Raw genomic sequence first — 13778 nt, 5'->3', positions numbered from 1 at the left:
GATCTCCTTAATAAAGTTCGGCAGTGGATGCATCTTGAAAGCATCCGTAATGTGTCAGTAACTGGTCGAGATAGGTGTGCGCAAGATGCCGTGCCTCGTCGGCATTCAAGCCTTCGGGCGTCAGTGCACCGCGCAGCCACAAGCCATCGATCATGGCGGCCAAGCCACGGGCGGCGTTGCGGGCATCGGCTCGGGGCATGACGCGATGAAACTGGTGGCAAAGATTGGTGTATAGGCGGCGGTCGTTGACGTACTGAAGACGTTGCAACACTGGCTTGTGCATGCTGCTTGCCCAGAAGGCAAGCCACGTCTTCGCGGCAGGCCCGGTGACCTGAGTCCTGTCGAAGTTACCCTCGATAATGGCACCAATATGGGCGCGGGGAGAGTCATCTTCTAGTGCACGGCGTCGCGCCGCAACGGCATCGCTGAGATCGGTCAAAATTTGCCGCATCGTGGCTTCCAGCAAGCCATCCTTGCCGCCGAAGTAGTGGCTAATGATGCCAGCGGAAACTCCCGCATGACGGGCGATACGCATGACCGTCGCCTCGGCAAGACCCATTTCGTCAATGGCCGCCATCGTTGCCTTGATTAACTGCTGGCGGCGTATTGGTTCCATTCCCACCTTTGGCACAGCTATCTCCTAATGACGTTGAATGCCCATTGGCTCCTCACCTTGAAATGAAGGAGTAGGCATGATTACCTAACCATGATGGCATTTTTTTATTGAACGTTCAATCAATAAAAGTGTATCGAATAGTTTCTCGCCTCTGCATTGCTCGCCGTAGAGGGCGTTTCAACATAACGGATAACGAGGAAAGACGACGGATGAAACAGTTAACCAAACGCCACTTGAGTGCTCTGTTCGTGACCGCCTGCCTGCCGATGACGGCTGCTGCCAATGAGTGTAGTAGCGTTCGTTTTGCCGAGGTGGGCTGGACCGATATCACCGCCACGACGGCCTTGGCCAGCGAAGTACTGGTAGCGCTAGGCTATGAACCCCGTGTCGATACGGTCTCGGTGCCCATTGCCTACGCCGGCATGCGTAATGACGATTTCGACGTCTTCTTGGGTAACTGGATGCCCTCCATGGCCTCCATCAGTGACCCCTACATCGAGCGTGGCGAGGTCGAACGTCTAACGGCCAACCTCGAAGGGGCCAAGTACACCCTGGCAGTGCCGCAGTACGTATACGACGCGGGCGTGACCTCGGTGAATGATCTAGCCGAGCATGCCGATCGGTTCGAGCAGCGCATTCACGGCATCGAGGCGGGCAATGACGGCAACGAACTCATTCAGCAAATGATCGATGATGATGCCTACGGGCTAGGTGATTGGCAGGTGATCGACTCCAGCGAGGCGGGCATGCTGGCTGAGCTGAGTGCGCGGGTTCCCAATGAGAAGTGGATGGTGTTCCTGGGTTGGGAGCCGCACCCCATGAACACCAATTACCAGATGGCGTACCTGTCTGACGCAGACGACTACTTTGGCCCCAATCTCGGTGGCGCGACGGTCTATACCAATACCCGCGCTGGTTTCGTCGAGTCTTGCCCGAACATCGGTGAGTTGCTGAGCAACATGACGTTCACGCTGGAGATGGAAAACCAGTTGATGAGCGCCATCATGGACGAGGGTGTCGAACCTCGCGAAGCGGCGCGTACGTATCTCAATGATCACCCGGAAGTACTCGAGGCTTGGTTAGAAGGCGTGACCACGCGTGAAGGTGAAGAGGCACTGCCTGTTGTCAAAGCAGCGCTGTAAGCCCGTTTGCGATTAGTGAATCGCACGATGAAAAAAAGGCAGGCCGTTTCGGCTTGCCTTTTGACGCTAATATAGGCATACTCTGCACCCGCTGATGTCGAAAAGGCTACGTAGCTCAGTTGGTTAGAGCACATCACTCATAATGATGGGGTCCCCTGTTCAAATCAGGGCGTAGCCACCAATCAGCGTCAGTATGCATTCAAACGCATACTATTATGGTGGCCCCTTAGGTCCTCCCGCAACGCTAAACTGCGAACCCCGCCAGGCCCGGAAGGGAGCAACGGTAGTGGTGGCTGCGTGTGCCGGGATGTGGCTTTTGGGGCCGCCTCCATTTCTGAGTTCTACTTTCCAGACAATTACCCTTCGTCCTAATTCTTTACCGCCTGTTAAGTCTACTGATTGCTCATGATCGCATCGTCGGAATGTGGGCAATGTCATCTGTCCGGTAAAAGTGCCAGTCATGGAATGGCGAGGGCGCTTCTGGAAAGCACCCTCGCTCTTGGCATGTGCTGATTGGCAACCCTCGTTATCACTCCGTGTGGAGTTGGTTGGAGGGAAGGGCGGGGCCACCCAACGAAGCGCCGTGATGGCTGACGAGCGGGCGCGATCCCGAGAGTTTACGCAGTGACACGTAAAACACCGGTGTCAAGAACAGGCCAAACAGAGTGACGCCGATCATGCCCGCAAACACCGCCGTGCCAAGTGCTGCGCGTACCTCGGCGCCTGCGCCGGTAGCGATCACCGACGGTAAAACTGCTGCCGTGAAAGCAATCGAGGTCATGATGATCGGCCGCAACCGTAGTCGGCAGGCTTCCAGGGCGGCTTCCACGATGCTCTTGCCCTGCAGTTCCAACTCGCGGGCGAACTCTACGATCAGTATGGCGTTTTTACACGCCAGGCCAATCAGCACGACCAGCCCTACCTGTACGAAGACGTTGTTATCGCCACTGCCAAACCATACGCCGATCAGCGCGGCCAGCATCGACATGGGTACAATCAGAATGACGGCGAGTGGTAGCGTCCAACTCTCGTAAAGCGCGGCCAACACCAAAAATACCAGTAGGATCGACAGCGGGAAGACGATCATGGCCGCATTACCCTGGGTGGATTGCTGGTAGCTCAAGTCGGTCCATTCAAGCGCCATGCCTGGTGGTAACACTTCTTCCGCCAGGGCGTTAATAGTCTCCATTGCTTGGGCAGAGGAGAGGTCGCGGGGATCAAATTCGCCGGCCAAGTCCGCCGCTGGGTAGCCGTTGTAACGCAACACCGGATCCGGGCCGAAGGTTTGCCTGATATCCACCATCGTACCGATAGGCACCATTTCTCCCTGATCATTACGGGTACGCAGTCGGGCAATATCTTCCACGCTGGTGCGGTAAGGAGCGTCTGCCTGGGCGATTACCTGCCAGGTGCGGCCAAAGCGGTTGAAGTCATTCACGTAGGTCGAGCCAAGATAGGTCTGCAGGGTATCGAACAGTTCGGTCAACGGCACGCCCTGGGCCTTGGCTCTCAGCCGGTCCACCTCGGCATCCAACTGCGGTACGTTGGATTGATAGCTGCTGATCGGAAAGCCCATCCCCGGTGTTTGCGCAATCGCGCCCTGGAGTTGATTGACCGCCTGCTGCAGCGCCCCGTAGCCAAGATTGCCGCGATCCTCAATGAATAGCTGGAACCCCGATCCATTGCCCAAGCCAAGAATCGGTGGTGGCATGAAAGAAAACGCAAACCCCTCTTTCAAACCACCAATGCCCTGGTTGATGCGGGCGTTTATCTCCGCGGCGCTAAGACTTCGCTCATCAAAGGCGCTGAGGGTCAGAAAGGCCACCCCGGTGTTGGAGGTGTTGGTGAACTGCAGCGCGTTCAGGCCGGGAAAGGCAATGGCGTGCTCCACGCCTTCGGTCTCCATGGCAATATCCACCACGTCCTGAAGCATCTCGTCGGTTCGCTCCAGCGACGCCCCTTCCGGCAGGATGACACCAGCAATCAGGTAAAGCTTGTCTTGCACTGGAATGAAGCCAGGCGGCACTGCTTTGAACATCACGCCGGTGCCTAATAGAAGTAGGGCGTAAATTACGAACACCGCGCCACGATGCTTTAGGGAGCGGGCCACGCTGCTCTGGTACTTGTTGGAGCTGGCATTAAAGAAACGGTTGAAAGGACGGAAAATCCAGCCGAACAGGGTATCTATCACACGGGTGAGGCGATCTTTGGGCGCGTTATGGGGCTTGAGTAGCATCGCCGCCAGCGCGGGAGAGAGCGTCAGGGAGTTGATGGTGGAGATCACCGTGGAGATGGCAATCGTCACCGCGAACTGTCGATAGAACTGACCGGTCACCCCAGACAGGAAAGCCATGGGGATAAACACTGCGCACAGTACCAGGCCTACGGCAATGATAGGGCCAGAGACTTCCCGCATGGCCTGATGAGCGGCGGCCTGTGGCTTTAAGCCCTCTTCGATATTGCGCTCGACGTTTTCCACCACCACGATGGCGTCGTCCACCACGATACCGATGGCCAACACCAGGCCAAACAGTGTCAGCGTGTTGATGGAGTAGCCCAGCAGGTAGAGCGCGCCAAAGGTGCCGATCACCGAGACCGGTACCGCCAGCAATGGAATGATAGAAGCTCGCCATGTTTGCAAGAACAGCGTGACGACCAGCACCACCAGCAGTACGGCTTCCAGTAGGGTGGCGATCACCGACTTTATAGAATCATTCACAAAGATCGTGGTGTCGTAGACGGCTTCGTACTCGACACCTTCTGGGAACTGCTCGGACAGCTCCTCCATGGTGGCAATCACCTGCTCGCGAATCTCCAGCGCATTGGCACCCGGTGCCTGGAATATACCCACTCCTACCGCGTTATTGCCGTCTAGCTGCGAGCGCAGCGTATAGTCCCCGGCACCCATTTCCAGCCGGGCCACATCCGCCAGCCTCAGTATTTCGCCGCTGTCACCACGACTAAGTACGATGTCACCAAACTCTTCCACCGTTTCCAACCGCCCGCGGGCGTTGATCAGAGTGAGAAAATCGCTATTCGCGATGGGTTCGGCGCCCAACTGCCCGGCAGAGACCTGCACGTTCTGCTCGCGCATGGCCCCAACGACATCGCTGGCCGTCAGGCCTCGGGCGGCTATTCGGTCTGGATCCAGCCATGCGCGCATGGCGTAATCTCCGCCACCGAAGATTTGCGCATCCCCTATCCCATCGAGCCGGGCGAGTCGGTCGCGTACATTCAGTCGAACATAGTTGCGCAGATAAAGGGTGTCGTACTCACCGCTAGGTGAGGTTAGATGAACGACCATCAAAAACGTTGGCGATTGTTTTTGGGTAGTGACGCCTTGACGACGTACGGCTTCCGGCAACCTAGCCTCTGCCTGGCTAACGCGGTTCTGCACGCGAACCGCCGCCTGTTCAGCATCGGTGCCGGGACGGAAGGTGACGGTCATTTGCAGTACGCCATCAGAGCCTACAACAGACTTGAGGTACATCATGTCCTCAACGCCATTGATGGCTTCCTCCAGCGGCGTCGCTACGGTCTCGGCAATCTCCTGCGGATTGGCACCGGGGTAAACGGTTCTCACCACCACTGAGGGCGGCACGACATCCGGGTACTCGCTTATCGGTAGATTGGGAATGGAGATCAGCCCCACCGCCAGAATGATGATCGATAGCACGGCCGCAAAAATCGGACGGTCCACGAAAAAACGGGAGAAATTCATGGCGATTTACTCTTCCCTGGCCGCAATGGCGGGGGGCTCATTGGAAGCACGGATGTTAGCCACCGGTGCGGTCGCTACGCTTTTGGGGCTCACTTCCATACCGGGGAAGAACACTTTTTGTACACCATTGACGATCACTCGATCACCTGCTTGAAGCCCATCGATGATGACGGTACGTTCTGCTACCTGCCTTCCTGTGGTGACCTGTCGCTGTTCTGCTAGGTTATGCTCATTGACGACATAGACGTAGCGGCGATCTTGATTAGTCAGCACTGCCTTACGGTCTATCAGTAAGGCTTGCTCTAAGCGAGCAACCGGCATTTCGACCCTTGCAAACTCTCCAGGCCGAATGCGGCCATCTGGATTGGCCAGCACCGCCCGGAATTGTAAGGTGCCCGTATTGGGATTTAAGCGATTGTCGATAAAGTCTAGGGTGCCCGTGTACTGCCGTTGCGGGTCGCCGCCCAGTTCGATGGCCAAGTGATTTGACACCTCATTGCTTAAGAGTGCACGGCTGGCAAATGCAGCTTGCTCGTCTGCATCAAAGTAAACGTGTACCGGATCAATACTCACCAGCGTGGTCAACAGGCTCTGGTCGGCATTGGCTAGGTTGCCGCGAGTTACCATCGCCCGTCCGACGCGTCCACTAATCGGAGCCGTTATGCGTGTATACGCGAGGTCAAGCTCGGCGGTCTGCAGCGCAGCTTCGGCAGCAGCCACCATAGCGCGGTTATTATTCAGAGCCGATTGGCGCTGATCATGCACCTCTTGGGAAATGGCCTGACGCCCCAGTAACACCCTGGCACGCTCGGCCTCGCTGCTGGCCTGAGCCAATTGGCTCCTGGCTTGTGCAAGATCCGCTTGGGCCGCGCTCACGCGGGCTTGGTAGGGACGTGGATCGATGAGAAACAGTAACTCTCCCTGTTCGACCAGGTCGCCCTCTACAAAGGCCACCTCTTGGATATAGCCGCTAACCCGAGCTCTCAACTCCACCGTTTCGGCGGCTTCTACCCGCCCAGTGAATGACTCGCTCAACACCATCGGCTGAGTTACCACTTCCACTACGTCAACCTCGGGTGGCGGCTGCGAGGGGGCGGCTGCCTCATCGCTCTGAGCCTCGCATCCAGCGAGTAAGACCATGATGAGTAAAAACGGTATGACAGCCCGACTACGTTCAAGGCGGACTCTTCGAGAAAAACTTCTCATGAGGGTTTGCTCCCTTGGCTACCGGCAACCAGTAGCGGCTTTCGTTATGCTTTTGGAGGGCACGTTGGCAGTCATGTCGTTGGTTCAGTAGCGCCAGATTCGACCAGAGACCCTAAGCACTGATTGGATACGAGCTAACATAGGGGATCGGGGATCGTGAGAGGTATCAGGTTCCTGCGGAAAGATTGCCTAATTCTGTCGCAGTGAGTGAAAGCACAAAGAAGCCGGTGGAGGCGAAATAACGACGTGTCTCGGTGCAAAGGAAAGATGACAACCTGATGACACTGAGTGCGAATTGTCGGTTTCGACGGTGTACTTGCCTAATTCTGCAAAACCAACCGAAAAGCCTTCGGTTCTTCAGGAGAGGGCATATACTGCAAATTATTAAGGAGGAAATCCCGTGACCGTTATCGCGCCCGAACAGATTGCCCAGTGCAGCGACAGCTTGTTACCGCAATTGAGCCAGGTCGTCCGCCGTTGGTCGCCGCTGGAAGCCCTTCAAGACACGGCGATTGCCGAAGTCCAACTGGTGCGCACTGATGCCCCTAGTAGTTTTCACTGTGCCGTCTATGAGCCGTGCCTGTGCTTCGTTATTCAGGGCAGCAAAACCGTATTGCTGGGTGACAAGGAGATCATCTACACCGGCCCCAGCTACATGGCGAGCGCCGTTCATTTACCGGTGGTGGGCAGGATTGACCATGCTTCACCAGAAAGACCTTTCCTAGCAGTAAAGGTCTCGGTGGACCCCCAGGAGGTGGCGGGACTAATACTAGAGTTAGGGGATAGGGCTCCAAATGGGGGGCGTGATGCTATCTGTCCTGAGATGGACTGCGGGTTAACGTCGGCGTACATGGATCCCCTGATGCAGGGCGCGCTCTATCGTTTGTTAAGTCTACTCGACTCACCGGAAGATATTCAGGTGCTTTCGCCGCTAGCGCGACGAGAGTTAATCTACCGAGCATTAACGGGTGCCATGGGCCCGCACATGCGTCGGTTTGCTGCCTCAGACTCCCAGGCTAATCGGATTGCGCAAGTGATTGACACGCTTAAAGAGCACTATGCCCAGCCGCTTAAGATCCGCGAATTGGCAGCGACCGTTAACATGAGCGAATCGACGCTTTATCATAGCTTTCGTCAAGTGACACGCATGTCGCCCCTGCAGTTCCAAAAGAAGCTGCGTCTACACGAGGCGCGACGGCTGATGCTGGCGGAGGGGCTCGAGGCAGCCACTGCAAGCTACCGGGTAGGCTATGAAAGCCCTTCCCACTTCAGCCGCGAATATAGCCGCATGTTTGGCGCACCACCACGCGCCGACGTCAGCCAGTTGCGAAGGGCATACGCAGAGTCGCAGCCCGCCTGAACAATAGCGTCATGGGTAGTTGCTGCAGTGGATTTCCCTCTCTCATCTGGATAGTTTCATGAAAACCGTACTGCGCTGGCTGGCTGCCATGACGGCCTTGTTGGTCTTATTGCTGGCAGGCCCGGTGTGGATATTGGCCAGTCAACAGGTCATTACCGATGGGCACTGGTCGAATCTCGATCGTTCGTCTGCAGGGTTGGCCCCCTCTCCGGATCGCGTCCAAGATGCTGTCGTACAGGTCTATGCGGCCCGTGCCTATAGCTGGCGCGGCGCCTTTGGTGTGCATATTTGGATTGCGACCAAAGCAGAGGGGGCGCGGGAGTATCAACTGCATCAAGTGTTGAGCTGGCGACGCCCAACGGTCGTCTCCTCCATCGATACGCCTGACCGAGCCTGGTTTGGACACCCGCCTGAGCTGCTTGCTGACTATCGCGGCGCGGAGGCTGCCGATTTGATCCCCCATATACAAGACGCCGTAGCGCGCTATCCGCAAGCCGATCTGTACCGAGTTTGGCCAGGACCCAATAGCAACAGCTTCATTGCTTGGGTGATCCGCGAGGTCGATGGTTTCGATGTGGCGCTACCCACGACCGCCGTGGGGAAAGACTATCTGTTCAATGGCGTCGTCGCCCGTGTGCCCAGCGGGACGGGGTATCAGCTCTCGCTGGGAGGCGTGTTGGGCATCATGCTAGCGCTGGAGGAGGGCATCGAGCTCAACCTGCTGGGCATGAGTGTCGGTATCGATATTATGCGCCCCGCTCTCAAACTGCCTGGCATTGGTCGACTGGGTATGCCTGCCAAGGTGGCGGGAAGCAGTAACGCATCGTCGTCAGCGCAGTGATATGGCGTTGCCAGTCTTGAGTAGACGTGCATATGTCTTTCTAGGCACTTTTGTTCTAAAATGGTGTTTGTAGACATTAAGCTGGGAAGAGCCATGCAAACAGCGCAAGAGTTTGCCCATGATAAGTCAGCGGCTGCGGTGGGGTTGAAAGCCGCGGTACGTATTCTCGAGAAGTGGCGAGCCTCTGGAGAGCAAGGCGAGGCGATTCTGCGCGTCTCTCACAGTACCTACGCTCGTGCTCGGCGCGGCGATCTGGCAGCGATCAAGTTAGATAGTGACCAGCTTACGCGTATCAGCTATGTGCTGAACATCCACGCGGCACTGCGTATGATCTTCGATAACCCGGACAACCTGTATGGGTTCGTGAACATGGTCAATCACAACCCCTTTTTCAATGGTCGCACACCGCTGGCCATTATGGGCACGGGGGACTTTGCCGCGCTTTACGAAACCTATAAACGCATCGACAGCCTGCGGGGTGGGCAGTGGTAAAGGCGGCTGATTTGCCCGTACTGCCAGCCCGTGACGTCACCGGCTATCGGTTGGTGAACAGTAAATTCCCGCCCATCGATTTGTTCGATGACGTGGCAGGCCCTGACGAGTTCGCCGCTCTCCATGCGCTTCAGTCGCTCACCAACCCGCGGTTGCAAAACGAGGTGGGGGACTTGGCGCTGCTGCCGCTCGACCAGATTCCTTTCGGTATTCGTGGCTGCTCGTATGCCGTGGCGCCCTTTACGCACATCAATCCCGAAGGGTCACGTTTCAGCGATGGCAGTTTTGGCGTGCTGTATTTTGCCGATACGCTAGAGACTGCGATTGCGGAGGTCAAACATCATCAGCAAACGTACTGGCGGCGCGTGCCAGGTCTTCGCTATGAGCGGTTCGTTTTTCGGGGGTTGAGAGGCGTCTTCAAGGAGGTATCGATAGGCGATGCGCTGACGCTGCCGAGCGATCATCTTGTCTACGCCCCCGATCATTACACGGCGTCTCAGCCCTTCGGTACAGACGTCCGACGTACGCTAAACGGTCTCCGTTACCGCTCGGTCCGTCGACCCGGTGCCCACTGTTGGGCGCTCATGACGCCGCGTCATGTGACGGACATCATCCAGACCACCCATTTGGAGATGATCTGGAGCGGCGCCATCACCCAGGTGAATCATCTACGTGTCACCCAGCCATAGCGGCGTGCGGAAAAGAGGTTCAGTTATTTTGCTGCTGGTCAGTAAAGCGCTGCATGATCGTGAGCGTCTCATCGCTGACATGGTGTTCCATGCCTTCTGCGTCGATGCGGGCAGTGCTGTCGTCCACGCCTAACGCTCGCAAGAAATGCAGCACGATATCGTGACGAGCACGAGACGTTTCCGCCATTTTTTGACCTTCGTCGGTCAAAAACAGCGAGCGATATGGCTTGCTGGTCACCAGACCTAACTCGTTCAATCGACGGATCATTTTCGATACCGTCGCTTGACTAACGGCCATTCGGTTAGCAATGTCGGCCGCGCGCGCCTCACCGCGATGACGAATCAGGTCGCCAATCAATTCGACGTAGTCTTCGATGAGCTCCGTTTCGTGGGCATTGCGCACGGCTTCGTATTGCTGGGCGTGCTGTTCCACAGGCGGTAGTGCATCACCACTGTGTCCAGAGGGGGGTGAGGTGCGCCGCTGTTGGTGATCACTCATTGGCAAAGGTTATCAAAGTTAGTGGAAACGTTAATTGGCGATGGTAGCGCATTTTTGAAGATAATTGTTAGCCAAGGCTAAACTGTTTGCACATTGCTTTTTTGTTGAGCTAAAGTTATCTGTAACACGAGCCTAGCACAGAGGAGAGATCCAGTGGCTAAACCATACTTGCTAGCAGCCTTGAGCGTGCCGTTCGCCTGGTGTGGCGTTGTGACCAGTGCTCAGGCCGATGAGTTGCAAAACCCGCCCATCGAGATTGCCGTGACGTTTTCAGTTCTTGGCGACTTGGTGAAGAAAGTGGCCGGCGATGATGCGAACGTCACGGTGCTGACACCGATCAACGCCGAAGTGCACGAGTGGGAGCTCACCCCAGATAATTTTGCTGCGCTCGAGGACGCCGACATCGTTTTTTATAACGGCTATCAGCTCGAGCAGTGGATGCGCCAAGTATCGGCGACGGTCAACGATGACATACCTATGATCGCCGTGGCAGAGGCGTCGGGTTACCCGACGCAAACGATCGTCACCGGTGAGATGGAAGGCGACGTGGACCCACACCTGTGGATGGACCCGCGGGCTGCCAGTGCCTATGTGCAAGCCATTGCCAACACGTTGGAGGATAGCCTGCCCCATCAAGCCGATGCGATTCAGCAGCGTGCAGCGGCACTGGAAGCGCAACTGCACGACCTACATGTCGAGCTCCAAGAAACGCTCGAAGCCATTCCCGAAGAGCGCCGCGTGCTGCTCTCCAGTGAAGCAGCCTTTCTCTACTTTGCCGACGCGTATCGGTTCGAGCACGACGGCATTTGGGGGACCAATGCCGAAACAGAGGGCTCTCCGCGTCAGTTGATGCGGGTCATCGATCGAATCAACGAGCGTCAACCGGCGGCACTGTTTTGGGAAAGCACGATTTCTGACCGCCATGTGACCAGTATCGCACGTGATACGGGGCTGCCCGTTGCCGGGCCGCTGTATGTCGACTCGTTGAGTGAGCCTGACGGGGAGGCTGCCGACTACTTTGCCATGCAGCGTCATAACGTTGCCTTGCTGCGTCGCTACTTGGCTAGCGAGTAAATCACGATGTCCTCACTACCGTCTCAACCAGCCAGCGCCATCGATGTGAGCGGTGTCTATGCGGCTTACCAGCGTCAGCCCGTGCTAGAGGATATTCACCTCTCGCTGCCAAGCGGGCGTTGGACGGCCATCGTCGGGCCGAACGGCGCAGGCAAGTCGACGCTGTTTCACGTGCTGACCGGTAGTATGAAACCCTTACGCGGCCGCGTGACGGCATTTGGTCAAGCCATCGAGCACCATCGAAAAGCCGGGCGCATTGCCTACATGGCCCAGCGAGAGGCCATCGAGTGGGACTTCCCTATTTCGGTGTGGGAAACCGTGATGAGCGCCCGCTATGGCCACATGCGTCAAGATGCGTGGTGGCGGAGGCTGCTGCCTGCGCGGTGGCATTCATCACGGCATCGTGATGCGGTGGAAAAGGCGTTAGACGACGTTGATATGCTGGCATATGCCGAGCGGCCGATCGGGGCCTTATCGGGCGGACAAAAAAAACGCGTGCTGCTAGCGCGTGCGTTAGCGCAAGAGGCGAGTATCCTGCTGCTCGATGAGCCGCTCGCGGGGGTCGACCCACCTAGCGAGCGACTCATTCTCGACGTGCTCAAACGCGAACGTGAAGCCGGACGAACCATCGTGATGGTGACGCACGATATGCCGGGCGCGCGTCGCTACGTGGATCATGTGGTACTGATCAATCGATTCATTCGCGGCGAGGGCGCGCCCGACGAAATGCTGAGCGATAGCAAGTTGGCCGAACTTGCGGTGAGTTCTATTGCAAATTCTCCAGCGGATGTCGAGCGTGTCCGCCTTCCTGCATTTGCCAGCAAAGAATAGGCGACTCGAATGTTAGAAACGTTGGATGCTTGGAGTAGTGCGCTGGTGGCGGGGCTCATCGCGGCGCTGATGGTGCCCGTGAATCTAATGCCCGACAGCGTATCAGAGGCGTTTCAGTACGCCTTCATGCAGCGTGCGCTGCTCACGTCGATGATGGTGGGAGCCATCTGCGGCATGCTTTCGTGTTACGTCGTGCTCAAGCGTTGGTCGTTGCTGGGGGATGCGATCTCTCATGCGGTGCTGCCTGGGGTGGCGGTTGCCTACCTGCTGGGCCTGCCTTTTTTTATCGGTGCCTTCGTCACAGGAGCGCTGACGTCGCTCGGCATTGGGGCGATCGAACGGCATACACGAATCAAATCCGATGCCGCCATGGGCATTATGTTTACCGGGGCATTTGCACTGGGTGTGGTCCTGATAAGTAAAATCGCCTCCAGTACCCACTTGATGCATATCCTGTTTGGCAACGTGCTCGGAGTGCAGCAGTCGGCACTATTGCTCACGTTGGCGGCCAGCCTTGTTGCGCTGTTGGTGGTATGGCTGGCTTATCGTCCGCTCCTGCTTTACGCCTTCGATCCCACGCAGGCCCAAGCGCTTGGCTTCAATACGGGAGTGATTCATTACGGTTTGATCCTACTGCTCACGCTCACCATCGTAGCCAGTTTGGAAACCGTCGGTATCATCCTCGTGGTGGCCATGCTGATTACGCCGGGCGCCACGGCCCACTTGCTGACCGACCGCTTCAAAACGATGCTGTTTATCTCCGTGGGGATTGGGGTGGGGTCTGCCGTGTTGGGGCTATGGCTCTCGTTTGCGTTTGACGTAGCGTCCGGTGGCACCATCGTCTTGGTAGCAACGGGGTGCTTCTTCACGGCGCTGCTGTTTTCGCCCAAGCACGGTGTGCTGATGCGGCTTTGGCGGCATCGAAGCTTGGGCGGCGCTAATTAGTTTCCCACCCGATGACGAGCCGTGGGTAGTCGATGATCCCAATGACGCTGTGTTTTGCATCCACGACCGGTGCTTGGGATAAACCAAACTGAGCAAACAGGCGAGCGCAATAGCGAATATTCATTTCCGGACGGACGCTAATGATCGGTTTGCTCATGATTTCGTAAAGGCTTACACGGTCTGCAGAGCGATTGACTGCGAGCACTTTTTTAGCAATATCAGAGGCTAACACTAGCCCCAGTTCATCTTTCTCATCGCGCCTATCAACGATAATAGCGGTGGCATCGTATTGCCTCATTAGTTCAATGCCGTCAGTAACGGTCATAAAACCATCGGTCGTCACGTAGCGTGAGTGCATGACG

At 56.8% G+C, this 13778-nt stretch carries 13 protein-coding genes, 1 tRNA gene and 1 other RNA gene; 10 read left to right on the top strand and 5 right to left on the bottom strand.

The annotated features are described in order from the left end of the window. Positions 1–7: 7 nt before the first annotated feature. The gene (betI, locus tag MHM85_RS01105) at positions 8–631 is read right to left on the bottom strand and encodes a transcriptional regulator BetI (RefSeq protein ID WP_194928586.1); all 624 of its coding nucleotides are present in this window, start codon (positions 629–631) and stop codon (positions 8–10) included. Positions 632–825: 194 nt separating this feature from the next. Here betI and MHM85_RS01100 point away from each other — a divergent pair, with 194 nt between their 5' ends. The 3 genes from MHM85_RS01100 to ffs all read left to right on the top strand — a co-directional run bounded on the left by MHM85_RS01100 (position 826) and on the right by ffs (position 2080). Continuing rightward, positions 826–1758, top strand: a complete 933-nt coding sequence (locus MHM85_RS01100) for a choline ABC transporter substrate-binding protein (RefSeq protein WP_153843724.1) — start codon at positions 826–828, stop codon at positions 1756–1758. A 104-nt stretch (positions 1759–1862) separates the two neighbouring features. Continuing rightward, positions 1863–1939: transfer RNA gene (locus tag MHM85_RS01095), tRNA-Met, on the top strand. A 44-nt stretch (positions 1940–1983) separates the two neighbouring features. After that, positions 1984–2080: signal recognition particle sRNA small type (gene ffs / locus MHM85_RS01090), an RNA gene on the top strand. 207 nt (positions 2081–2287) lie between these two features. On the opposite strand, the gene MHM85_RS01085 is transcribed toward ffs, so the two are convergent. Together MHM85_RS01085 and MHM85_RS01080 are read right to left on the bottom strand one after the other, a co-directional pair. Beyond that, the gene (locus tag MHM85_RS01085; protein WP_239283496.1) at positions 2288–5479 is read right to left on the bottom strand and encodes a multidrug efflux RND transporter permease subunit; all 3192 of its coding nucleotides are present in this window, start codon (positions 5477–5479) and stop codon (positions 2288–2290) included. A 6-nt stretch (positions 5480–5485) separates the two neighbouring features. After that, complete coding sequence (locus MHM85_RS01080; protein WP_239283495.1) at positions 5486–6541, bottom strand: efflux RND transporter periplasmic adaptor subunit; 1056 nt, start codon at positions 6539–6541, stop codon at positions 5486–5488. A gap of 544 nt (positions 6542–7085) precedes the next feature. Here MHM85_RS01080 and MHM85_RS01075 point away from each other — a divergent pair. From MHM85_RS01075 to MHM85_RS01060, 4 genes are all read left to right on the top strand, one after another. Further along, a complete protein-coding gene (locus tag MHM85_RS01075; RefSeq protein WP_239283494.1) occupies positions 7086–8045 on the top strand; it encodes an AraC family transcriptional regulator in 960 nt (319 codons plus the stop codon). Between the two features lie 58 nt (positions 8046–8103). Further along, positions 8104–8886 carry a DUF3750 domain-containing protein gene (locus MHM85_RS01070; protein ID WP_239283493.1) on the top strand — a complete coding sequence of 261 codons (783 nt, stop codon included), beginning with the start codon at positions 8104–8106 and terminating at the stop codon, positions 8884–8886. Positions 8887–8979: 93 nt separating this feature from the next. Then, positions 8980–9378: an antitoxin Xre-like helix-turn-helix domain-containing protein gene (locus MHM85_RS01065; protein WP_139527366.1), complete on the top strand. Its 399-nt coding sequence runs from the start codon at positions 8980–8982 to the stop codon at positions 9376–9378. An 11-nt stretch (positions 9379–9389) separates the two neighbouring features. Continuing rightward, positions 9390–10067: an RES family NAD+ phosphorylase gene (locus tag MHM85_RS01060; protein WP_239283492.1), complete on the top strand. Its 678-nt coding sequence runs from the start codon at positions 9390–9392 to the stop codon at positions 10065–10067. A 19-nt stretch (positions 10068–10086) separates the two neighbouring features. On the opposite strand, the gene mntR is transcribed toward MHM85_RS01060, so the two are convergent. Beyond that, the gene (mntR, locus tag MHM85_RS01055) at positions 10087–10566 is read right to left on the bottom strand and encodes a manganese-binding transcriptional regulator MntR (protein WP_139527368.1); all 480 of its coding nucleotides are present in this window, start codon (positions 10564–10566) and stop codon (positions 10087–10089) included. Positions 10567–10719: 153 nt separating this feature from the next. Here mntR and MHM85_RS01050 point away from each other — a divergent pair, with 153 nt between their 5' ends. From MHM85_RS01050 to MHM85_RS01040, 3 genes are read left to right on the top strand one after another with little or no spacing between them, the layout of a single operon-like run. Further along, positions 10720–11640, top strand: a complete 921-nt coding sequence (locus MHM85_RS01050) for a metal ABC transporter substrate-binding protein (RefSeq protein ID WP_058577761.1) — start codon at positions 10720–10722, stop codon at positions 11638–11640. A gap of 6 nt (positions 11641–11646) precedes the next feature. Then, on the top strand, positions 11647–12471 hold the full coding sequence (locus MHM85_RS01045; RefSeq protein WP_239283491.1) for a metal ABC transporter ATP-binding protein: 825 nt from the start codon (positions 11647–11649) through the stop codon (positions 12469–12471). 9 nt (positions 12472–12480) lie between these two features. Beyond that, the gene (locus MHM85_RS01040; RefSeq protein WP_343218322.1) at positions 12481–13416 is read left to right on the top strand and encodes a metal ABC transporter permease; all 936 of its coding nucleotides are present in this window, start codon (positions 12481–12483) and stop codon (positions 13414–13416) included. Here the strand turns inward: MHM85_RS01040 and MHM85_RS01035 are convergent. Beyond that, a complete protein-coding gene (locus MHM85_RS01035) occupies positions 13409–13774 on the bottom strand; it encodes a CBS domain-containing protein (RefSeq protein ID WP_231125613.1) in 366 nt (121 codons plus the stop codon). The genes MHM85_RS01040 and MHM85_RS01035 overlap by 8 nt on opposite strands. Between the last annotated feature and the right edge of the window lie 4 nt (positions 13775–13778).

This window comes from Halomonas sp. McD50-4 (genome assembly GCF_022348135.1).
GTDB classification, from domain to species: domain Bacteria; phylum Pseudomonadota; class Gammaproteobacteria; order Pseudomonadales; family Halomonadaceae; genus Vreelandella; species Vreelandella piezotolerans.
This window is presented reverse-complemented; position numbering and strand designations above follow the sequence as displayed.

Coding starts and splice junctions, on each gene's coding strand:
- MHM85_RS01065 (WP_139527366.1), top strand. CDS start 8,980: ATGCAAACAGCGCAAGAGTTTGCCCATGATAAGTCAGCGGCTGCGGTG.
- MHM85_RS01100 (WP_153843724.1), top strand. CDS start 826: ATGAAACAGTTAACCAAACGCCACTTGAGTGCTCTGTTCGTGACCGCC.
- MHM85_RS01070 (WP_239283493.1), top strand. CDS start 8,104: ATGAAAACCGTACTGCGCTGGCTGGCTGCCATGACGGCCTTGTTGGTC.
- MHM85_RS01045 (WP_239283491.1), top strand. CDS start 11,647: ATGTCCTCACTACCGTCTCAACCAGCCAGCGCCATCGATGTGAGCGGT.
- MHM85_RS01035 (WP_231125613.1), bottom strand. CDS start 13,774: ATGCACTCACGCTACGTGACGACCGATGGTTTTATGACCGTTACTGAC.
- mntR (WP_139527368.1), bottom strand. CDS start 10,566: ATGAGTGATCACCAACAGCGGCGCACCTCACCCCCCTCTGGACACAGT.
- MHM85_RS01040 (WP_343218322.1), top strand. CDS start 12,481: ATGTTAGAAACGTTGGATGCTTGGAGTAGTGCGCTGGTGGCGGGGCTC.
- MHM85_RS01085 (WP_239283496.1), bottom strand. CDS start 5,479: ATGAATTTCTCCCGTTTTTTCGTGGACCGTCCGATTTTTGCGGCCGTG.